This is a genomic window from Thalassomonas actiniarum (assembly GCF_000948975.2).
In the GTDB taxonomy this organism is placed as follows: domain Bacteria; phylum Pseudomonadota; class Gammaproteobacteria; order Enterobacterales; family Alteromonadaceae; genus Thalassomonas; species Thalassomonas actiniarum.
On the sequence record NZ_CP059735.1, the window covers coordinates 4,133,440 to 4,151,968 of the forward strand.

General features: G+C 44.0%; 25 protein-coding genes and 1 pseudogene. 6 read left to right on the forward strand and 20 right to left on the reverse strand.

Features of this window, described 5'->3' with window-relative positions:
* Positions 1-38: 38 nt before the first annotated feature.
* The 3 genes from SG35_RS17905 to SG35_RS17915 form a co-directional block, all read right to left on the reverse strand.
* Positions 39-734 (reverse strand): PEP-CTERM sorting domain-containing protein, encoded by a 696-nt coding sequence (locus tag SG35_RS17905; protein WP_084692830.1) that lies wholly within the window; start codon positions 732-734, stop codon positions 39-41.
* Positions 735-1,083: 349 nt separating this feature from the next.
* Entirely contained in the window at positions 1,084-1,779 is a 696-nt protein-coding gene (locus SG35_RS17910; protein WP_044833936.1) for a PEP-CTERM sorting domain-containing protein, read from the reverse strand.
* 298 nt (positions 1,780-2,077) lie between these two features.
* Positions 2,078-3,097, reverse strand: coding sequence for an isopenicillin N synthase family dioxygenase (locus tag SG35_RS17915; protein ID WP_044833937.1), 1,020 nt, complete (start codon positions 3,095-3,097; stop codon positions 2,078-2,080).
* Positions 3,098-3,717: 620 nt separating this feature from the next.
* Between SG35_RS17915 and SG35_RS17920 the strand changes: the two genes are divergently transcribed.
* A complete protein-coding gene (locus tag SG35_RS17920) occupies positions 3,718-3,999 on the forward strand; it encodes a hypothetical protein (protein WP_044833938.1) in 282 nt (93 codons plus the stop codon).
* A gap of 209 nt (positions 4,000-4,208) precedes the next feature.
* On the opposite strand, the gene SG35_RS17925 is transcribed toward SG35_RS17920, so the two are convergent.
* Entirely contained in the window at positions 4,209-4,643 is a 435-nt protein-coding gene (locus SG35_RS17925; protein WP_160298319.1) for a helix-turn-helix domain-containing protein, read from the reverse strand.
* On the reverse strand, positions 4,588-5,016 hold the full coding sequence (locus tag SG35_RS17930; RefSeq protein WP_053043177.1) for an AraC family ligand binding domain-containing protein: 429 nt from the start codon (positions 5,014-5,016) through the stop codon (positions 4,588-4,590). The genes SG35_RS17925 and SG35_RS17930 overlap by 56 nt, the downstream gene beginning before the upstream one ends.
* A 79-nt stretch (positions 5,017-5,095) precedes the next feature.
* Between SG35_RS17930 and SG35_RS17935 the strand changes: the two genes are divergently transcribed.
* Positions 5,096-6,286, forward strand: coding sequence for a trans-sulfuration enzyme family protein (locus SG35_RS17935; protein WP_044833939.1), 1,191 nt, complete (start codon positions 5,096-5,098; stop codon positions 6,284-6,286).
* Here the strand turns inward: SG35_RS17935 and SG35_RS17940 are convergent.
* The 6 genes and pseudogenes from SG35_RS17940 to SG35_RS17965 form a co-directional block, all read right to left on the reverse strand.
* Positions 6,275-6,709: a hypothetical protein gene (locus SG35_RS17940; RefSeq protein WP_044833940.1), complete on the reverse strand. Its 435-nt coding sequence runs from the start codon at positions 6,707-6,709 to the stop codon at positions 6,275-6,277. The two genes, SG35_RS17935 and SG35_RS17940, sit on opposite strands and share 12 nt — an antisense overlap.
* A gap of 28 nt (positions 6,710-6,737) precedes the next feature.
* Positions 6,738-7,721 carry a questin oxidase family protein gene (locus tag SG35_RS17945; protein ID WP_044833941.1) on the reverse strand — a complete coding sequence of 328 codons (984 nt, stop codon included), beginning with the start codon at positions 7,719-7,721 and terminating at the stop codon, positions 6,738-6,740.
* Positions 7,722-7,819: 98 nt separating this feature from the next.
* A pseudogene (locus SG35_RS17950) lies at positions 7,820-7,942 on the reverse strand (GNAT family N-acetyltransferase); the annotation flags it as partial.
* Positions 7,943-8,002: 60 nt separating this feature from the next.
* A complete protein-coding gene (locus SG35_RS17955; RefSeq protein ID WP_044833942.1) occupies positions 8,003-8,368 on the reverse strand; it encodes a DUF4870 family protein in 366 nt (121 codons plus the stop codon).
* Positions 8,369-9,030: 662 nt separating this feature from the next.
* A complete protein-coding gene (locus tag SG35_RS17960; RefSeq protein WP_044833943.1) occupies positions 9,031-9,237 on the reverse strand; it encodes a hypothetical protein in 207 nt (68 codons plus the stop codon).
* A gap of 118 nt (positions 9,238-9,355) precedes the next feature.
* On the reverse strand, positions 9,356-10,087 hold the full coding sequence (locus tag SG35_RS17965; RefSeq protein WP_053043178.1) for a substrate binding domain-containing protein: 732 nt from the start codon (positions 10,085-10,087) through the stop codon (positions 9,356-9,358).
* Between the two features lie 39 nt (positions 10,088-10,126).
* Here SG35_RS17965 and SG35_RS17970 point away from each other — a divergent pair, with 39 nt between their 5' ends.
* A complete protein-coding gene (locus SG35_RS17970) occupies positions 10,127-10,480 on the forward strand; it encodes a cupin domain-containing protein (protein ID WP_420794541.1) in 354 nt (117 codons plus the stop codon).
* 41 nt (positions 10,481-10,521) lie between these two features.
* Here SG35_RS17970 and SG35_RS17975 read toward each other — a convergent pair whose 3' ends face one another.
* Together SG35_RS17975 and SG35_RS17980 are read right to left on the reverse strand one after the other, a co-directional pair.
* A complete protein-coding gene (locus SG35_RS17975; protein ID WP_084692834.1) occupies positions 10,522-11,403 on the reverse strand; it encodes a type 2 periplasmic-binding domain-containing protein in 882 nt (293 codons plus the stop codon).
* A gap of 210 nt (positions 11,404-11,613) precedes the next feature.
* The gene (locus tag SG35_RS17980; protein ID WP_044833945.1) at positions 11,614-11,841 is read right to left on the reverse strand and encodes a HAMP domain-containing histidine kinase; all 228 of its coding nucleotides are present in this window, start codon (positions 11,839-11,841) and stop codon (positions 11,614-11,616) included.
* Positions 11,842-12,227: 386 nt separating this feature from the next.
* Between SG35_RS17980 and SG35_RS17985 the strand changes: the two genes are divergently transcribed.
* Positions 12,228-13,025, forward strand: a complete 798-nt coding sequence (locus SG35_RS17985) for a hypothetical protein (protein ID WP_044833946.1) — start codon at positions 12,228-12,230, stop codon at positions 13,023-13,025.
* Between the two features lie 53 nt (positions 13,026-13,078).
* Here SG35_RS17985 and SG35_RS17990 read toward each other — a convergent pair whose 3' ends face one another.
* From SG35_RS17990 to SG35_RS18010, 5 genes are all read right to left on the reverse strand, one after another.
* The gene (locus SG35_RS17990) at positions 13,079-14,143 is read right to left on the reverse strand and encodes a CNNM domain-containing protein (RefSeq protein WP_044833947.1); all 1,065 of its coding nucleotides are present in this window, start codon (positions 14,141-14,143) and stop codon (positions 13,079-13,081) included.
* A 252-nt stretch (positions 14,144-14,395) separates the two neighbouring features.
* The gene (locus tag SG35_RS17995) at positions 14,396-15,118 is read right to left on the reverse strand and encodes a substrate-binding periplasmic protein (protein WP_053043179.1); all 723 of its coding nucleotides are present in this window, start codon (positions 15,116-15,118) and stop codon (positions 14,396-14,398) included.
* Positions 15,119-15,295: 177 nt separating this feature from the next.
* Positions 15,296-15,805: an O-acetyl-ADP-ribose deacetylase gene (locus SG35_RS18000; RefSeq protein ID WP_044833948.1), complete on the reverse strand. Its 510-nt coding sequence runs from the start codon at positions 15,803-15,805 to the stop codon at positions 15,296-15,298.
* 64 nt (positions 15,806-15,869) lie between these two features.
* Positions 15,870-16,127, reverse strand: coding sequence for a DUF2999 family protein (locus SG35_RS18005; RefSeq protein ID WP_044833949.1), 258 nt, complete (start codon positions 16,125-16,127; stop codon positions 15,870-15,872).
* A gap of 132 nt (positions 16,128-16,259) precedes the next feature.
* On the reverse strand, positions 16,260-16,433 hold the full coding sequence (locus SG35_RS18010) for a hypothetical protein (protein ID WP_160298320.1): 174 nt from the start codon (positions 16,431-16,433) through the stop codon (positions 16,260-16,262).
* Positions 16,434-16,934: 501 nt separating this feature from the next.
* Between SG35_RS18010 and SG35_RS18015 the strand changes: the two genes are divergently transcribed.
* Together SG35_RS18015 and SG35_RS18020 are read left to right on the forward strand one after the other, a co-directional pair.
* Complete coding sequence (locus tag SG35_RS18015) at positions 16,935-17,195, forward strand: hypothetical protein (RefSeq protein ID WP_044833951.1); 261 nt, start codon at positions 16,935-16,937, stop codon at positions 17,193-17,195.
* The gene (locus SG35_RS18020) at positions 17,192-17,413 is read left to right on the forward strand and encodes a hypothetical protein (RefSeq protein ID WP_044833952.1); all 222 of its coding nucleotides are present in this window, start codon (positions 17,192-17,194) and stop codon (positions 17,411-17,413) included. The genes SG35_RS18015 and SG35_RS18020 overlap by 4 nt, the downstream gene beginning before the upstream one ends.
* A 113-nt stretch (positions 17,414-17,526) precedes the next feature.
* Here the strand turns inward: SG35_RS18020 and map are convergent, their stop codons facing one another.
* Positions 17,527-18,309, reverse strand: a complete 783-nt coding sequence (gene map / locus SG35_RS18025) for a type I methionyl aminopeptidase (protein WP_044833953.1) — start codon at positions 18,307-18,309, stop codon at positions 17,527-17,529.
* Entirely contained in the window at positions 18,302-18,508 is a 207-nt protein-coding gene (locus SG35_RS18030; RefSeq protein ID WP_044833954.1) for a ParD-like family protein, read from the reverse strand. The genes map and SG35_RS18030 overlap by 8 nt, the downstream gene beginning before the upstream one ends.
* Positions 18,509-18,529 lie beyond the last annotated feature (21 nt).

Below are 18,529 nucleotides of genomic sequence, written 5' to 3' on the forward strand. Positions count from 1 at the left end.
ATCGTTATTTATTTTTTGAATGTTTTATGGATTGAGTTTTAGTGTGCCTGTCGCCTGAACGTTGATAGTCCGGCCATGGCTAACACAAGCAGTAGCAACGTCTCTGGCTCGGGCACCTCGGCGACGATTTCCGTAAGGGATACCCTGTTAATCGCTAAACTCGAACCTGCTAAATCACTGGCGCCACTGTTGTCTGCCCCTATACCCAGCTGAAAGTCCAAAAACCAGCCGCTTTGGTTGGCAAAGTCACTGCTCAGTTCAAAGCTGAGGTTAAAAACCGATAAACCGTCGATACCTACGGGTGCCAGCAAATAACCGGGAGCGCCGGTTTCATCGGCATAAGCGCCGCTGCCATCGTTTAAACCGACGGCAAAATAATCGGCGATAAAACCTGAGTCCGAGCTGGTAAGTTCGCTGTCGACACTAAAGTCCAGGGTTAATAAAAAGCGGCTGTTTGCAGCACCGGTTAAGTCCAACTCCTGAAACAGGGTATTGGCAAAAAACACATTGGTGTCCTGATAATCAACGTGGATGGATGCCGCACAGCCGGGGTTAACACCGGTAACGGTGAAATCCCCTCCCCCGAGATCGCCGACACCATCCGTGTCCTGGTGCCAGCCGTCAAGGCTGCAGGAGTCGGCAAAATTGCCATTGGTTATCATCGCCGCCTGGGCTTGCCCCAACAGCAAAACAGCGCTTATCGGCACCAGATATTTCATTATTCTTATCATCATTGCTCCAATATCAAAGTCATCATTGTTTTATGTTTTTATTAGGTTATACGCCTGTTTTTATTTAACTTTCATCTTTACAGCGTGATTTTCTGATACCAGTGGCCGACAGAAAAGCAACAATGAAAGCGCTTACATTTAAGCAAGTCGAGATTATATGATGAACATTAAATGATCAACTCTAATCTTTGTTTTTGTGTTTCAGAAAGGTGTTACCGGAGCTATTGCCAGGAGAAAAAGAAAGGAATAAATGATGAATCTAGGGAAAGTTCTTTTTAGCCTTATAACTTTCCCTATAACAAAACACTTAAAGCATTACCATAAACAGATAATGCTTTAAATTTTTGAACGGTTAAGAATATTTCTTAAAGCGGCGAAAACTTAAACCAGCAACCCCTAGAGCCAAAATAGCTAAACTTGATGGCTCTGGAACCTCTGTAGTTGATGAAGAGTCACCACGAACCAGCATAGTACTGAAACTTGCCCCTGTACTGGTTCTTAAATGTTCAATTGTTGTTCCCCAGCCCCAATTTACCGTGACATGGTCATCAAAGCCCGTCTCGTCATAGTTTCTCCATACCAGATAACCGAGGTCACCATTACTATCTTCAAATAAAGCATGAGTATTATCTGCAGCACCATCGGCACCTCCCATAGCATCAAAAACAGCTTGAAAACTGGACTCACCATACTGTTGGCGGACATTGAGATCATTCCTTGATTTACCGATAGCATGGGGAGAAACGCTATCCGGGTACTCTGCCCATTTATATGAAATGTCATAAAAAGCATTGTAATGAAGCGTTATTACTTCGCTTTCGGTTGGCAAACGCCAGCCATCATAGAGCAGCCCGCTTGCCAGATTTTCGACCACTGAATTATGGGATTGACCCGCAGTTATATTAAAATCCATCCACTCTAATTGAGTATCCTGATCAATAAAACTATCATTATCGGTATCAATAATACCTGCTTGGGCAACATTGGCCATACAACTTATAGTGATAACGGAGGCTGCCAATGCAGCACAAAAACCGGTTATTTTCATAAATGGATCCTTTAAATATCAGTGCTTAATACTTGGTTGGTAAAATCACTACTTTACAAGTTTGCAAAATAGTTAATTTCATAAGCTATTTATATGCCAAGAGTAAAAGTCTCTATAAATCATTACGTTACCTGACTAAGGATAGACAGCTGATTCAAATTTAAGAAAAGTTAATTTTTTGTCAATAAGTTGACTGGATTAAAGCACTGGTTTGTTCATACAGCACCTTCCTAAACAAGAAGTGAGCACCGAAATTCAGTATCAGGTGCAGCAGGGGTGTCAGTAAAACATTCTCCGGTTATTGTGATAAACTCAGGCACTTTAACAGCTCTGCAATATTTTTTATGACCCTCTTTTCCGGGCCGGCAACGGATTTCAACGCTAAAATTAACTTTTGTTCATCACTGATAAAAGATTGGGCAATACGCTCTTCCAAATATGCACCGGCTAATCTCGGCTTCCATCTGCCGGTATTTTCGGCTTCATCAAACGGCACCAGCACAGGCTTGATCAACGCCTCATAATCGGGCTGGACAAAAAAGGGAATGCTGGTGCGGGGCGTATGCCGCATAACTTCAACCCGGTGGGGATTAGAAATGTATTTTCCCCCGCTGATGAACTCCATCATGTCACCGACATTAACGATCAAGTCATCTGCACTGGCGTCAGCCGACAGCCATTGCCCCTGCCGGGTTTTGACCTGTAGCCCGGGATTACCGTCATGAAGCAATAAAGTGATCAAGCCATAATCTGTGTGCTCGCCACAACCTAGCATTGCCTGTCGGGGTGCATTTTCAAGTACAGGATAATGGGCCAGCACCAAATTGCTCAAGGGCGCCTTGAAATTGTTTTTAAAAAAGTCGGCCGCCTGGCCGATAGTGAGCGCAAAACATTCCAGCAGAAATTGCGCCACTTGCATCACACTGTGGTAATAACTGAGCAGCACCTGTTGAAAGTACTCATTCCCTGCGGGCCAGTTGTTGGGGCCTAAAAAGGGGATCCGTTGCGGTAGTGGTTCTTCATCCGGGCTTTCCCAGCCCATCAGATAGGTCTCGCGGAAATCTTCAGGGCCGTAAGGATCTATTTTCTCAGCCCCTACCCTGGCATATCCCCGGTGAAATTCTGACAGGGAAACAGCATCTTTCTCTTTTTGTTCGCTGCCAAAAAAGTCACGGCTGACAGCAAACAACTCGTTAATAAGACCTTGCTCTAAACCATGACCTGTTACCGCAAAAAAGCCGACCTGGCGGCAATGCCGGGAAATTTCATCTGCAATCCTGTCCCTTGCCCTGTCTTTGATATCAATTTTGGGGATCATAATAACCATTCCCTGGTTAAGTTATTTGCGATGCCGATAAAAGATAAAAGTAGAACCTGTATGTCTTACCTGTTCTGCGGTGAGCATCACGTTACCCATATACTAGGATAATTTCATGACTTTACAGTATTTTATTTACTTTTTATCCGGATGATACTGTGGTTAACGGGCTATATTCGCGTTGACTGTTGCTGCCCTGTAACAAGTTATCAATTACTACTTTTATTCATACATTTCATATAGTTGACGTTTTCGTACTGCTAACAATACAGTGCGGGTAATTAGCACAAATATTAAATGCCAACCCAGGGAGATTTTTCCGGTATTTTGTACTATCACTAACAGGTGAATTCCCCGTCAGCGGAGGTATTTAAAGAAGAGAACCAGCAGATAAACCAAGCGCTGCCCCTAAGTGCCGCAAACACTCAGAGACAGCTAACCACAACAGATAAAAGAGGTATCCATCATGGCTAAATCTAATGATATGTCAGAGTTTCAATCGGTTAAAGCTTACCTAACAGAAAGTTTAACAGAAAATATACCAGCCCCCATCACCAGGCAGCCACCATCAGCTTATGCCAGCAACTATACACTGATAAGTCGCAAGGGAGGAAACTGCCATGTCTGAATCAAAGTTACCCCTGACAGAGGATGCAGTCAAAAGGGAGCAGCTGTCGGATGATTTTGCCAACCTGCGTGAAGACTTTAGCAAATTCAGTGAAGAATGCGCCTTCCTGTTCGATGCATTCGCAGCGATTACCCGCGAGCCAGAATGCATCACGGAACACACCAGTGAAGGTATCAGGCACCTGTGTTTTTGGCTCAAATATCAGGTTATCGGCTACCGGGAGAAAATAGAAGAAACACAGGAGTGCTGGAGAGTGATTAACCGCAAGAAGTAATATTAACTACGTAAGATTGAGTAAGGCTTAAACGGAGCAAAAGCCGGGCGAGTTAACGGCAATGATAGTTTCAGCTATGTCAGTAACCCGCCCGGTATCAAATACAAACAAAGCCGGTTAATGCCACAACTAACCGATACCAGCATGGCTAAGTCAGCCTAAAGCATTATTCTGTCAGATAGCCTTTTGCTTTCAAACGAGTATTGAATTTATGATTTCGAGGCTGACGAAAGTTCCGTACCCGCCACCATCGAAGGCGAATAACCGATAAAAGACTGAAAAGCTGCGGAAAAAGCACTTGGGCTTAAATAGCCGCACTCGGTGGCAACCCGCTTTATCGATTTTCCTTGTGCCAGGGATTCAATGGCATGGTGAAACCTGATGATTTGCCGCCAGCGCCTGAAACTCATACCAAGCTCTTGCTCAAACAAACGGCTTAATGTCCGGGGCGAAGCTCCGCAAAGCACAGCCCAGTCATCCAGGGTTTTACGCTCGGATGGCTGGGCGAGCAAATAACTGCATAAAGTTTGCAGCCTGGGATCTACAGGTAATGGAATATTGAGTGCTTCATTTTCTGCCAGGGCAAGTTCAGAGGCTATCAGCTGGGCTGATTTTCTCTCCCCTGCTGCCAACCTGGTAATCAATCGCTTCTTGTCCCAGCGCCTTAATGAGTTCACGCATAAGCGCGGTAACCGCTATCACCCGCAAGCTTTTTAGCTCGTTTTCGCTCACTGCGGGATCAATATATACAGTGCGCATCGTAACCTTGCCGTACATTTTGACCGCATGCGGTGTTCCGGCAGGAATAAAGATTGCCCTGTCGTTGGGCACTGTCCAGATCTCATTTTCCGTATACAGGCGCATAATACCGCAACTTGCATACAGCAATTGATGGCGCTGATGTTGATGCTCTTCAATATAAAAGCCGTCCGCGAACTCTTTCACCATGACCGCGAATGTTTGCGGCAGATCTTGAAAGTCGAGGTGGTTGGTACTGCGGGAAGTTTTTACTGACATCTAAAAATATAAAACCCATCAACTTGGCGAGATTTCGACGAAGTATGGCATGACATCGAATTCAGGTCAAAGATACGCTATGACCAAGTCCACATTGCAGCAGGGAAGAAAGATGACCCATATTAACAGTAAACTTGTCCACCTAGGGCGCAACAGCGCCAGACAATCGCTTGCGGTCAACCCGCCTTTGGTGCGCGCCTCAACCACGGTTTTTCCTACACTGGCAGCGTTTAAATCATCTTACCAGGGGGTAAGCTTTGAAACCCCGCGTTATGGACGCTCGGGCACCAGTACGGCATTTGAATTACAAACGGCCATGGCATCAATCTGCAATACACAAAGCTGTATTGCTACCTCATGCGGCCTAAGCGCATGTGCTGCGGTACTTAGCGCCTACGCAGAGCCCGGCAGCCACCTGCTTATTCAAAAAGAGGTCTACGGCCCGACCAGGGCTGTGGCTGAAAATGAATTAAGGCGTATCAAGGCCGACATTGAATATTTTGACAGTGCAGATGAATTGCCACATTTAATCAAACCGCAGACAAGCCTGATTTTCCTGGAAGTGCCCACTTCGCTGAGCATGAAAATGCTCGATATCAGGGCGGTGACGACAATCGCGCAAAAGCATAAGATCCCGGTAGCCTGTGATTCAACCTGGGGTACGCCATACTTTTTTGACGCCCATGATTTAGGCATCAATATCTCGATTCACGCGGCAACAAAATATATTAACGGTCACTCGGATATCCTGCTGGGTTTGATCACCGGCACTTATGAGGATCTGGCCAAAACCCGACACTGGTGCGAGCGCTTCGGCTCTCATGCCGCCCCCGATGCCTGCTGGATGACATTAAGGGGGCTGCGTACCTTAAGCGTCAGGATGGAGCGCCACCAAGAAAATGCCCTGCATGTTGCTTCATACTTGCAGGTACAGCCGCAAATCAAAAACGTGCTGTTTCCCGCTTTAGCGTCCGATCCCGGACATCAGTTGTGGCAACAACAGTTTTCAGGAGCCGCCGGGCCTTTTTCTATAGAGTTGCAGCCATGCAGTGAAAGCGCTTATGAAAAGTTTTTCGACTCCCTGAACCTGTTCGCCCTGGGCACCAGTTGGGGAGGTTTTGAAAGCTTAGTAATGCCCGCCATTGCCCATCACTTACGGTCAAAGCAAACGCTTGCCGATGAAGGACGCATGGTCCGGCTGCATATTGGCCTGGAAGATAAAGACGAGCTGTGCGCCGATTTACATCAAGCCTTGGCACTACTTGGCTGACAAATAATCAAATAACGCTCTGCGCTGAGAAGATGAAAAAGTATAATAACTAAAGACAATATTTTGCTTGTCAGCGCTTTTGAGCAAGACCATTCTCGGGAAGCCATGTTTAATTTCAAAACCGGTAAAATCAGACCAGGCAATTTTCTGTTTTGAACCATATTTGATATAGCTAATTTCCTGCTCATCAAGCGCTAAACCGTATTCAATAATTTTACTCTTGCCAGAGTTGAAAACGATGAGCCAAAGCGTATATAGAGTGAAAAGCATTATCGCCGGATACAGGAAGTAGCTGATGTAATCTATTGATTGTTGGTTGATTAACGCCACCAGGGCTCCGCCAATAAACATCCAAAAAAATTGACTAAACAACAGATAAAACCGGTTAAAGATATTCTGACCCCGGCTTTGAATTAAAAGCATTGATTATCCCTATGCGCTAGTCAGAATGTTAATTAGTCTGTACTGCCCTTTGCGCAACTAAATAGTACAAAGGATTATTCCACTTTTGGTACTCACAAAAGCATGTATATATGAGTTTGATAACATGCGAGTCATCAGATGCTAATGCACGGTCAACAATTGGTGAGAAGTCGCGACTGCCTGCTGGTATTTTGATTGCCTTATCCTCATAAGGAAGCCCGGTGCTTAAGTAAGCCACTAAAATAGCTTTCCAAAGCTCTTTTAGCGCAACTTCCTTATTCTCAAGATACGGCATGATAATAGAGAATGCATGACAACCGGTTACAGTATGCAGCAAAGTAAAGTCATCACGTAAATAAAATGATTTTAAGGCAAAATTTCGCAGGCTTGATAAATCAATTGACGTTGGCTGAATGATGCATTCGTTACGCTTTAGCAGTATGCCAATTTCAGACATTCTGTTGACTATAATTCCCGGTGAAAATTCATGACCCTCACCCAACGGAGCTAGCCTTGTTAGAATAGCAGCTAAACTCTCATCCTTGGCTTCGTCACTCAGTTCAAACGATTGATATTCGGCACTCCAATAGGCAAGAGCAATAGCGATTTCGCTGTGGCTATTTACTTCAATTGCATATGCCAGTCTGATTAAGGCATGAAAAGCTGAGGCTGCAATGCCGGGGATTAATACCGGTAGTACTTTTTTGAGTACAGCTTCAACACCATAAATTTCTAATTCACTTTTAAAGTACTTTAAGTAACTTTCGAAACTTTTATTATTGCCAAGTGCTTGTCCTATGCTATCAACCGCAATGACTTTTTCTAAGCTGCCCAGACTTTCAAGCCCATTAATACTTTCATCAAATGTACGGATTAGTTTGCTATCAGGTGCATTTAAACGATTTAATGCCACCAATACCATAGGTAAGTGGGTAGCTAAGCCACCTCCATATAATGGATGGTAATTGCCTGCTTTTTCAAGTAGTGAAGTTAAAATGTTTGATTCCTCCATGAGGCTTCTCCAATATGCACACCAATGTTTACTACGCTAGAAAACTGGCCGCAAAGCGACTAGCTTTTCTGCATGCTCCCCGACTCGCTTATAGGATTTTATAACTTGATAACGGCAAGCATATCTTCGTCATCTTCATCCATGCCAACTTCACAAAAACCAAAACTGGAATAAAAACTTTTAGCTACCGGGTTTTTGGGGTTATAACAAATTTCTATTTCTCATATGCCTGTTCCGTGGAGGGCGTGATCTTTGCGCCCGGAACGTGCTTAATTACCTTGCTATGCTTTGTAAGCTTTATTGGAAGTTAACCTTGCCAGGCCTTTAACGATTCTATAAATCGCCCAAATTCCGGCAACGATAAGGATCAAGTAGCCAACATAAACGAAAGCTAGAATAAGTCCAATTACAGCGTAAAAAATACTCCACCAAAATACTCTAATCATGTTGGAATAATGATCTTCGAATATTGAACCAAGGGCATCTTCTTTTTTTACCATTGCCCATATGCCACCAATAATTCCGGGTATCAGGAAAAAAAAGCCAATGACCATAAGCCCATATGCAATTAACGCATTGGTTTTAGCTAAACGATCTTTTTCTGATAATGCTCCAACTTCATTGGTCACTTGTTCTATTTCCGACAATTTTGTCTCCTTTGATCTTCAGTTAAATAATATTAATAACGGTTATAACACCTGAGAAATGCTGTTGGACGGTACCATCAGCAATATCTTTTCAGGTGATTTTACTTGCTAGGTACATAACTACTCAAATATTCATATACACGCACTTCAAATTGTATGTATAACAGTAGATTACTGAGCCCTGTCAGTAATCTTCATACTGATAACTTAATTAACTTTGGATAATAACACACAAAGTCAAACCATTATAAACAACATTCAAAGATTAAGCCCCCGTCGAAAATTACCAGCTTCTCAGTAATGTCCAAACGAACATAAAACCAGTAAAGTTATAATTTTCAAAGAACTAAAAACACTTTGTAACTTTTTAATTACACATTTGCGTATTACTTTGAAGTCTTAGTTATATGCTTCCAGAGAAAAGTTCATAGAAACCTCGCTGGGGTGAGCCAGTTGAAATCAAGTGTAATTTCCTATTCTTGGCAACTACAGCTTCCATACCTGAAATTAAAAGAATAGATGTGTTAAAAGCTCTTGGTGCTATACAGGTTAACGGTGAAGGTTGTTTGATAAAGCATTAAGCATACTTGAAAAACTTAACAGGTAGCATAAGCCGGGAAAGGCAATTTTCCTCTCTCTTTACTGCCCGGTTTCCCTGAAAATTAATGGCTCAAGGGAATAGAAATCCGGGATAAATTTTTAATGTCAAAGGTGTAGCTTTTCTGTTCAAACAAAACATCCACTCGGTTATTTTTGTGTATATGGATGACGTCGAATTCATCACCAAAAGCCAGCATTTTATTGCTATTAAATGCCTGGATATTGCCGTTGGCAATGTAATGGCCTTTTTCCATTTTTGCATGTTTCATCTTGATCACCTCCCCTTTAATAATAGACCCTACAGCCACATTTTCGCTGATTAACCATTAAAAAAACGTCATTGAACAGCTCTTTTTAGCCCCTGATAAAAAATGCATATCACTGTCATCAGTGATTCTCTGCGCACCATTTTTTGATGAACTCAAGAAAGAGTTTTAGCCGATAAGGCAGATGTTGTCGCGAAGGATAAATTAAATAAAGGCCGATAGCTGGAAAGTCGGCAACACCGGTTAATAAAGTTAACTCACCCACTTCAACATGCGGTTGAGCAAATAACTCAGGCACCATTCCAATCCCCATGCCTTGGGTAAGGGCAAGCAGTAATCCCGGGCCACTTGAAATACTGAGCTTCCAGGGCTGTTTAAAACGCGCTAATTCACCTTCGACCAAAATACTCCAATGGCTGCCAAACCGGCTTGCGCCCATGTTGAGGCAATCGTGCTTTTCCAGCTCCTTGATATTTTTGGGCACGCCCCTGGCCGCCAAATAATCGGGCGCGGCATATAGGCCTAAGCTGGTGTCAAAAAGCTTAACTGCCACATAAGAAGAATCAATCAAATCGACGGCAAGGCGAAAGGTCAGATCGATATCTTGCTCAATCAAATCCACATGCTGATTTTCCAGCTGCAGATCGAAGCGAATATCGGGATAGTCAGACTGAAAATGTTTGATGGCCTCTAGCAAAAAAGTATCCGCTAAACTGTCGGGAGCCGACAGCCGGATCAAACCGCCAGGCTGTTCCAGCTGCTGACTGGTAAGAGAGTCTTCCAGCTCGCTCACCTCTGCAAGAATACTTTTACACCCTTGATAATAAGACTGCCCCGCCGGGGTAATATGCATTTGCCTGGTGGTGCGATTGAGCAACTTAAAACCCAGGGTATGCTCAAGCGCAGAAATTCTGCGACCAACAACAGCCAATTACCCAAAGGCAATGGTGCCCCCTGGCACTACCATGAACTAGATGATGAAATTTTCTATATCATCTCGGGTGAAGTCGAATTTGGCGTAGACAAAGAGGAGTTCATTGCCGGTCCGGGAGACTTAGTCATCGCAGGCCCAGATGTCCCAAGAAGGTTTAAAGCCTTATCCGACAGCAAGCTGCTGGTGATCAATACGCCATCCGGCCCCGCTGAAGGTTTTATTCGTGAGATTTCAGAGTTCGGTGACAGCAATCCGCCCACTCAAGCCGATAAAGCCAGGTTTGTTGAGCAATATAAAATACATTTGCTCTAGCTCCGGCAATATCTCCCCCGCTTAAGTCAGGTGCTCAGTGTTTACGGTTCCGTTGGCTTATTATCCATCCACCAATCGGTTTTGATGGTCAGCATGGGCTCAGGTGAATCAAGATGAAAGACTCTACGTTTCTTCACCTGAGCTTTGAGCAACACCCCCTCCATGGCCTTTAAAAACAACTGTTTCAAGGAGCCATCTGCCAGGGCTTTTACCATACCGTATTTCAGCTGCTTTGCCAGCTGGCTGTTCGTTTTGGCGGTAGCGATAAAATGATCTGCAGGATAAAAGAGCGCAAGCGAGTTCTCCGCCGCCAGCATAGCATTTTGCTCCTCCTGTTGATCCGCTGCTATTTCGGCCCATATTTCATTTATTCCCCGGGAAATATACTCAAAGCGCCCGGCTTTTAGCATGGCAAGCAAGGACAGGTAATTATTGGCGGTCACCGTTTTCACCTTATTGTGCTTTAGTACATGCATATCCGCCCAGGTAGAAACAAACCCTCCCCTAAGCCCCAGATTTAAATCTGCCAGAGCTTTCACCTGCTCAAATTTAAACTGGGAGCCTTCCCTTATCAGCAAGATACGGTACCCCAGCAGCCCCATGGTAATACCGGGCTCAACCCAGTTAAATTTCGGCGCCCGTTCCTGGTTATAACCGATACAGTTAACATCTACGGCACCGTCCACCATAAATTGCAACTTCCTGGGATCGGACGAATTAAGCACTTCGGCATAGGGATGCTTGATCAACCGGGTCGGACCAAATTTATCTTCGGACTTTTTCAACAATAACTTAATAACATCGGTGCAATAATGGTACCTGACATCGGTAAAGCTATAGGTGAGGGTTCGGACCGGCTCTGCGCCGGACAGCATGGGGCTGACCAAAAGCAAAGCTAAACTCCATATTGCTGCTATTTTCATTTATTATCAATAGCAGCGAACGCTCATTCACTGCTAAACCACTATTTCATCATAAAAGCCAAAAGTGCACGCACACCTTATAATTATTAGTGGTTGCAATCAACGCCAGAACCTCGATTATCAGGATAATCATACAATTGATTGGAAAATGCTTGGTTATAAATTAACGACGCGCTTTATAGCTTCGGATATAAAACCGGCGGCTCAATTTTAAAATGCCCCCTGCTCACCTTCCAGGCACTTAGTGGTAACCAAGGGGTCGAAAATATAGGGGATTATCGCCTGATCGGCTCCCTTACCATTATCTTTATAATCTAACGTTAAATATCCATCACTTTCCCTGACAACAATGGAAATATCCCCTGTCGGCGCTCTTGAGTTTGTCCAAGCAGTAACACTAAGAGGTGAATAGCCATACTGGCGCCGATAATAAGCCATAAAATTCTTGCTATATCGGGGCGGGGATTTGCCAGCTCTCTATTCATTGAGGACAGGTCACAAATTATTACAGATTAAGTATAAGATAAAATGATCACCATGCTCCCTGACTTGTTATCCTTAGAAATCACAGGACTTTAAGCTTGTATGATTAAATGAGCTAACTAGCTTTTCAGGGTGTACGCGGAGTATCGCCAGCCCGGCCAGCAGCTAAAATCTGGGTACCACGCCAGCGAATTTTATACTAAGGGGAATAAATTAAGCTTTTGATTATTGAACCTTTATTAAATGTTAAGCTCTTATTGCAAAGTCAGGAGCATAATATAAAACCTTAGCCATGCACTGGCCTGTGGCTAAAACCAATAAAAAATAAATCAGGATGTAAAATGCAACGATTCACACATTTCGCTTTATTAACCTTAATCACATTAAGCAGCAGCTTTGCCCAAGCCGATGGCTTAACCGATTTGAAAAGTGCCTTGGCTCGCCTGCAGGGCACCGGCCATTTAAGCGGTGAACTCGAAGCCGTTACCGAGCGCACCCGGGGTGAAGATGAAGATAAGAAAATTACCAAAGGCCAGGTGAAAGTTTGGCTTGAAGACGATAGCCAGGGCTTGCAGGTACTCTATAGCAAAGAAGTATTGTCCTTGATGGAAACAGAGGCCAGGTTAAAAGCCGAAGACGAAGACGCGCAAACACAAACCCTCAATGCCATTGACGGCATTAATGCCACCGACCTGCATGCCATGCTTTCAGCCTCTTCGTCATTATTGCGTAATATCGACCAGGCCAGTTTTATTGACGAAACAGCCGTTGAGGAAGACGGCCAGGCTTTACGCCTGTTGCGTTTTAACCTGCCGATGGAGTTTTTTCTCAAGGACAAAGAAATTCGCGGTTATGTGAAAAAATTTGCCGCGACATACAATATCTGGATAGACAACAAGGGATACCCGACAAAAAGCCGGGTAGAATTTAATGGTAAAGGACGCGCCTATATTTTCTTTAAAATCACCGCCTCGGGCTCACGGCAAACCCAATATCAGGTCGTGGATGACCGTCTGGTGATAGTGCGCAGTGAAGAGCAAAACGAAAATACCAGTACCTTTGGTTACTTTTCCCGTACCGGTGTAAATACCTTAAAAATTCACGCCGAAGAAACCAAAAACACACTTGCCGGCAACTAACTTCGATAACTAAAATCGCCAGTCTGGTTTTCAATGCAGGCTGGCAATTTTACCTATTCCTGCTCACCCTGTTCAGGTATTTTTAAGCCCATTTTTTTCACCCTTTTGCGCCATAACTGCCTGGCCAGTTTTTGCATGTCTTCGTCTTTATCCCCTTCATCGACAATTTCTATGCCCAAAATAGTTTCCATTAAATCTTCCAGGGTTAATATGCCCTCGACACTGCCATATTCATTCACCGCCAGCATAATATGGCTTTTGTGACGATTAAACTCGTCAAAAGCCTGCGACAGAGTCATAGTACTTAACAAGGTCGGCATATGGCGGCAATAATCTTTGATGGGTTTATCGTCATTGCCCCGCAGCTGGGCCAGCAGGATATCGCTTCTGAGCACATAACCGATAACATTGTCCCGCTCATCCTGATAAATCGGGATACGGGAAAAGCGCTGGTGACAGCACTTATAATAAAACCCGGCCACATCCAGGCTTTCCGGCAGCGAAAAAAGCACGGTTCTTGGGGTCATGGCATCTTTAACCCGCAATTTTTTCAACAGCAGAATGTTTTGTACTATCAATGATTCATAAGGAACCAGGTGGCCTTCTTTTTCACTAAGCTCTGCCATCACGGCAAATTCCGAGCGGCTAAACCCGGTTAAGGTCGGCTCCGAGGCCAGGCCGGAGGTGATTTTTTCCGACAGTTTGACAAAGGGATATAACAAATAAATCAGCCAGTGCAGGCTGTGGGCGGTGATCGGCGCCAGCTGTTTCCAGTAGTGGGCCCCCAGGGTTTTCGGAATAATCTCTGAAAAAATCAGGATAAGAAAAGTCAGTACCGCAGAAATAATGCCCAGGTAAGCTTCACCAAAAATCTTGGTGGCCTGGGACCCGGCCCCCGCCGCCCCCACGGTATGGGCTATGGTATTTAAGGTTAAAATGGCCGCCAGCGGCTTATTTATTTCCCCTTTAAGACGCGCCAGTAGCGGGCCTGAGCTTTTGCCTTCTTGCTCTAAAATAGCAATATGGGCAGAAGTCACGCTCAAAATGACGGCTTCGGCGATGGAACATAAAAATGAAAAAATTAACGCAATAGCAATAAAAGTTATTAAAAGCAGCATTCTTATTAATTATCTGGAGTCATTAATAATTAATTCTATCATAAACTTGCACCCTTAGGTGCCTCTGCGGCATATTCCTGTGTTTACTGCATTAACATGCGTGCGAACCATTGCCCACCGGGCTTCAAATCTTGCCTGTTGGCATATACCAGGGACAAGTTTATATCCCCCCGGCCTTGTCCTGGATGCCATATATTGCTGCAATAACAAGCAATGGCTCCAGGAACTGATCCGGCAGGGTATAAGAGAAAATTAATCAGGGAAAAAGTGTGCTTTTAATTGTCCGTATTCTTCGGTTTTAATAACTTTATTTAAGGCCTGTTGAAATTTAACAATCAAGCCGGGGTCAATGGCCAAACTAAAAGCAAAACAGATCGGCAGGCTTTTTAAAACATAAACAACTTCGTAATCATCTTTGTCATACCCCAATTGCGTGATCATCATAGACGAGCTTTGTTGTGCATGAGCAAGTAGCTGAATACGCCCTTTATTGAGTAAGCTCAGGTTGGCAGCTAATGAGACATTCCTGACCACATTGGTTTTTTCTCCCCCTTGAATCGCGATCAGATCTTCTTCCGTTGACCCTTCCCGGATAGTACCGATCACATACTGCTTTAATTCGCCGCTATCTTTAATGGTTATCTTACTGGACTTTAAAGCAATAAGGGCGCCACTGTGGCTGGGTACTATAGGGCATGCCCATTGAAACTTATCCAACCGGGATGTTTTTTGCGCCATGGCAAACAACACCCGGTTGCCCTGATGTTCAATGTCATGATAAGCACGGGCCCAGGGCAGCACATCAATTTTCTGATGGACAACCCCCAGCTCGTCCCATACCTTACGTAACATTTCCACAGAAAGGCCGGTTAACCTGTCCTGCTCGATATAGTTATAAGGGGGATATACTTCCGTGGTGTAATATAAGCTTTCAAAAGAATCGGCAAAACAAGGCAGGCCAAAGCTACTAAGCATCCCTAAAAAAGCGCACAAACAACGAATAGGTATTCCTTTAGATATTATTAGCAATAAGAAAATTATAGCTAATATCGTCCATTATCCAGAAAGCCGCATTTGTGCTGAAAACTTTATATGTAAATCTTAGCTGCTCCAGGCTTAGGCTCAGACAAACGCTTGTCGCGCATTAAAAGCCTAGACCTTACGGCTTGCCAGCAACAGGGCATTTTCCAGCTTGGCGTCAAAACAGGCAAAAATCACTTTTTTAATGCTGCTCTGTGATTGCAGAAATTTTTGTACTTCACCATAGGCTATTTCACACGCTCTTGGGATAGGAAAGCGATAAGCACCGCAGCTAATCGCCGGAAAAGCAATACTGGTAAGTTGGTGCTCGGCGGCAATCCGCAGAGATTCGCGGTAACAGGAAGCCAGTAACTGCTCCTCGTTTTTAGCGCCGCCGTACCACACGGGCCCTACGGCATGAATAATAAATTTAGCCGGTAAATGATACCCTGGGGTGATTTTCGCAAAACCAGTATCGCAACCACCCAAAGTGCGGCACTGTGCCAGCAAGTCTTTGCCGGCAGCCCGGTGAATCGCGCCATCAACGCCACCGCCGCCGCACAGGGAGCCATTGGCGGCATTAACAATGGCATCAACCTCAAGGGTGGTGATATCTGCCTGCAGAATTTCTATTTTATTCATGATTTTATCCGGCTATACCCGCGACTTTGCTTTCATTATAAACATAGAAACCTGAGTCAGGAGCTTATTGCCCTTGCTTTAATTTCTCTTTCGCCTGCTCAACTTTGCTAAAGTCCAGGCCTAACTCTTCAACCGCTTCCTTGATCACATCAGGATTGGTCATTACCAGGCCCATGATCGCCTGTAATTTTTCCGGCGGGATACCCAACTGTTGGATCACGCCCATAGCCATCATAGGATTTTCTGTTAAGGTTTTAAAAAGCTCGCTGATTTTCTCATCGCTGATATTGTGTTCTTTTAAAATCTCAATGATTGGATTCATATTATTTTCCGTTTAATGCTAGTGTTCTGTCTTAACTGGGAATATTAAATAACGTGGTGATAAAGCACAATTCTTTCCGGGTAAATAACAACATTTACCTGCATTTTCTGCCGCATTTCATACTGAACAGGCTTACACTCCCCAAAAGCAACAAGCAAAGCTGGCAGGAACAAACATAGAAACAGACAGAATATCTGCAATATCACACTTGAAATCAGGCCCCCCCGCCCATAACAATGGTTTATCACCATGGGGAATATTAATGCCGATAAAAAATAAAAGCTTAATACTGTGTTTATTATTCATTTCGATATTTTCCCTAAATACCGTTTTTGGTATAAACCCGGACGAAGCTCATCCGAAAAAGGCGCTTGAAAAAACGCCTGCGGCATCTCAGCCTTATGATGTTCCAAATCTTGTCCAAGGTGAAGAGCCCGAGCCCTCTGCTGCTTTTATCACTTCCCTGTATATCCAGCTCATTTTTAATAACTCCACGGCTATTTTTCTCAGCTATCAAACCCGGGTACTGGTGGCGCTAAAAACACAAAAACAACTCACTTTTTCGATCACGCCTTTGCTCGCAAAGCATTTTATCAATTTTAAGACACAGCTATTTCACCAAGACCGTCCCGCGTCTTTCAGTTAATCACTTTTCAATAGCCCAATAATCAGCAACTAAATAAGCTCTTTTTTATAATCGGGCTTTGTTGGTAACGGCTTATTTACCTTTACTTATTGATGCCCTTTTTAACCGGGCAGACTAAATGCGCGCTCAATTTATGCGCGAAGAGAATTTAAGAGATTAACATGAAGAAAATTGTATTACTTATTACCTTAACAACCGCCTTTGTTATCAGCATATTGCCTGTCTCCTTAGACTTTTCATTAGCCTTTTCATTGAACTTTTCACTAGGCTTTTCATTCGACAAGCTTTTCGACCTTATTTTACAGGTATTACAACCGAATGAAGCGTTTCAGGTACAAGGAGTGCCTGCTCCTGCAGATTATGCTGAAAGTGGCTTACCATTGCAGCATATAAAGCCAGAAAACGGGGGGAATTTATTATGACAGTTATCGCCATATACCTGATATTCCTGGTGTTTACCTTAATAGCGATCAAACTAATACAGTGGGCCAGGAAGCAAAGTCGCGCCGCATATGCTTTTGGCGCGGTCACGCAAATGTTTTTACCAGATCCTTATGTGCAAAGAACAATAGCCGTTGTTCAGGAAAACAAGGCACCGGTAAAAAAACAAAAAGAGCATGATGGAGAACTCAAAGATTAACAGTTACTTAAACTGATATTTTGTCATTGCCTGGTTAGGGAAAGATCAGGCAATGACAATTGAGATTATATTTCCTAAGCGAAACTTAGCCTTACATCCTATTTTAGTGAATATTATTCGACGCTTTCTTCATCCCTGATAGTCAGCACTTCAAATCCCGTCTCTGTTACTAAAATGGTATGCTCCCATTGCGCCGAGAGCTTTTTGTCTTTGGTCACTACAGTCCAGCCGTCTTTTTTGGTTTTCACCTTGGCTTTACCCTGGTTTATCATCGGCTCTATGGTAAAAGTCATGCCCGCCTGTAAAGTCAATCCGGTATTTTTCAGCCCATAATGCAAGACTTGGGGCGCTTCATGCATTTCCCGGCCGATACCATGGCCGCAATATTCTCGCACCACGGAATAACCGGCCGCTTCTGCGTGTTCTTGTATGGCATAGCCGATATCACCGAGCCGGGCACCGGGCTTGACTTGCTTAATCCCCTGCCACATCGCCTGGTAGGTGGTTTTACTGAGTTTTCTTGCCTCGACACTGGCATCGGCTAACAAATACATTTTGCTGGAATCGGCGATAAAGCCATTTTTTTCCAGGGTGATATCAACATTGACGATATCCGTACTTTTCAAAATCCGGCTTTCACTGGGAACACCGTGACAAACGACTTCATTGACCGAGGTATTAAGGCTGTATTGATAGCCATACTGGCCTTTGCTGGCAGGCCTGGCATTTAAGGTATTGACGATAAAGTCTTCCACCCGGCTGTCGATTGCCATGGTGGTGATCCCCGGGGTAATAAAATCATCGAGCATGGCAAAGACCTTTGCCAGCAAACGCCCGGACTGCCTCATCAGTTCAATTTCTGACGGGGATTTTACTTTTACCTGCGGCCTATTCATTAACCAGGCCTGCCAAGGAAACATTTTCTTTTAACAATTGCTGACGGATCAACTCATTAAAGCTCAGGGTCGGATTAAGCTCTGCCAGCATACCCATTTTGATCCAGAACTCCGCCTGGGCATTAATCGACCTCGACATAACCTGGCTGGATTTTCTGATCTCTTCATGCAAGTCATCAGAAATTTTCACTATACCCAAATGATATACTCCATTATTAAT

What these genes read in the sequence shown, in the direction of transcription:
- SG35_RS17905 (WP_084692830.1), bottom strand. Translation starts at nt 734, where the DNA reads ATGATGATAAGAATAATGAAATATCTGGTGCCGATAAGCGCTGTTTTG.
- SG35_RS17910 (WP_044833936.1), bottom strand. Translation starts at nt 1,779, where the DNA reads ATGAAAATAACCGGTTTTTGTGCTGCATTGGCAGCCTCCGTTATCACT.
- SG35_RS17915 (WP_044833937.1), bottom strand. Translation starts at nt 3,097, where the DNA reads ATGATCCCCAAAATTGATATCAAAGACAGGGCAAGGGACAGGATTGCA.
- SG35_RS17920 (WP_044833938.1), top strand. Translation starts at nt 3,718, where the DNA reads ATGTCTGAATCAAAGTTACCCCTGACAGAGGATGCAGTCAAAAGGGAG.
- SG35_RS17930 (WP_053043177.1), bottom strand. Translation starts at nt 5,016, where the DNA reads ATGTCAGTAAAAACTTCCCGCAGTACCAACCACCTCGACTTTCAAGAT.
- SG35_RS17935 (WP_044833939.1), top strand. Translation starts at nt 5,096, where the DNA reads ATGACCAAGTCCACATTGCAGCAGGGAAGAAAGATGACCCATATTAAC.
- SG35_RS17940 (WP_044833940.1), bottom strand. Translation starts at nt 6,709, where the DNA reads ATGCTTTTAATTCAAAGCCGGGGTCAGAATATCTTTAACCGGTTTTAT.
- SG35_RS17945 (WP_044833941.1), bottom strand. Translation starts at nt 7,721, where the DNA reads ATGGAGGAATCAAACATTTTAACTTCACTACTTGAAAAAGCAGGCAAT.
- SG35_RS17960 (WP_044833943.1), bottom strand. Translation starts at nt 9,237, where the DNA reads ATGAAACATGCAAAAATGGAAAAAGGCCATTACATTGCCAACGGCAAT.
- SG35_RS17965 (WP_053043178.1), bottom strand. Translation starts at nt 10,087, where the DNA reads ATGCATATTACCCCGGCGGGGCAGTCTTATTATCAAGGGTGTAAAAGT.
- SG35_RS17970 (WP_420794541.1), top strand. Translation starts at nt 10,127, where the DNA reads ATGCTCAAGCGCAGAAATTCTGCGACCAACAACAGCCAATTACCCAAA.
- SG35_RS17975 (WP_084692834.1), bottom strand. Translation starts at nt 11,403, where the DNA reads ATGAAAATAGCAGCAATATGGAGTTTAGCTTTGCTTTTGGTCAGCCCC.
- SG35_RS17980 (WP_044833945.1), bottom strand. Translation starts at nt 11,841, where the DNA reads ATGGCTTATTATCGGCGCCAGTATGGCTATTCACCTCTTAGTGTTACT.
- SG35_RS17985 (WP_044833946.1), top strand. Translation starts at nt 12,228, where the DNA reads ATGCAACGATTCACACATTTCGCTTTATTAACCTTAATCACATTAAGC.
- SG35_RS17990 (WP_044833947.1), bottom strand. Translation starts at nt 14,143, where the DNA reads ATGCTGCTTTTAATAACTTTTATTGCTATTGCGTTAATTTTTTCATTT.
- SG35_RS17995 (WP_053043179.1), bottom strand. Translation starts at nt 15,118, where the DNA reads ATGCTTAGTAGCTTTGGCCTGCCTTGTTTTGCCGATTCTTTTGAAAGC.
- SG35_RS18000 (WP_044833948.1), bottom strand. Translation starts at nt 15,805, where the DNA reads ATGAATAAAATAGAAATTCTGCAGGCAGATATCACCACCCTTGAGGTT.
- SG35_RS18005 (WP_044833949.1), bottom strand. Translation starts at nt 16,127, where the DNA reads ATGAATCCAATCATTGAGATTTTAAAAGAACACAATATCAGCGATGAG.
- SG35_RS18010 (WP_160298320.1), bottom strand. Translation starts at nt 16,433, where the DNA reads ATGAATAATAAACACAGTATTAAGCTTTTATTTTTTATCGGCATTAAT.
- SG35_RS18015 (WP_044833951.1), top strand. Translation starts at nt 16,935, where the DNA reads ATGAAGAAAATTGTATTACTTATTACCTTAACAACCGCCTTTGTTATC.
- SG35_RS18020 (WP_044833952.1), top strand. Translation starts at nt 17,192, where the DNA reads ATGACAGTTATCGCCATATACCTGATATTCCTGGTGTTTACCTTAATA.
- map (WP_044833953.1), bottom strand. Translation starts at nt 18,309, where the DNA reads ATGAATAGGCCGCAGGTAAAAGTAAAATCCCCGTCAGAAATTGAACTG.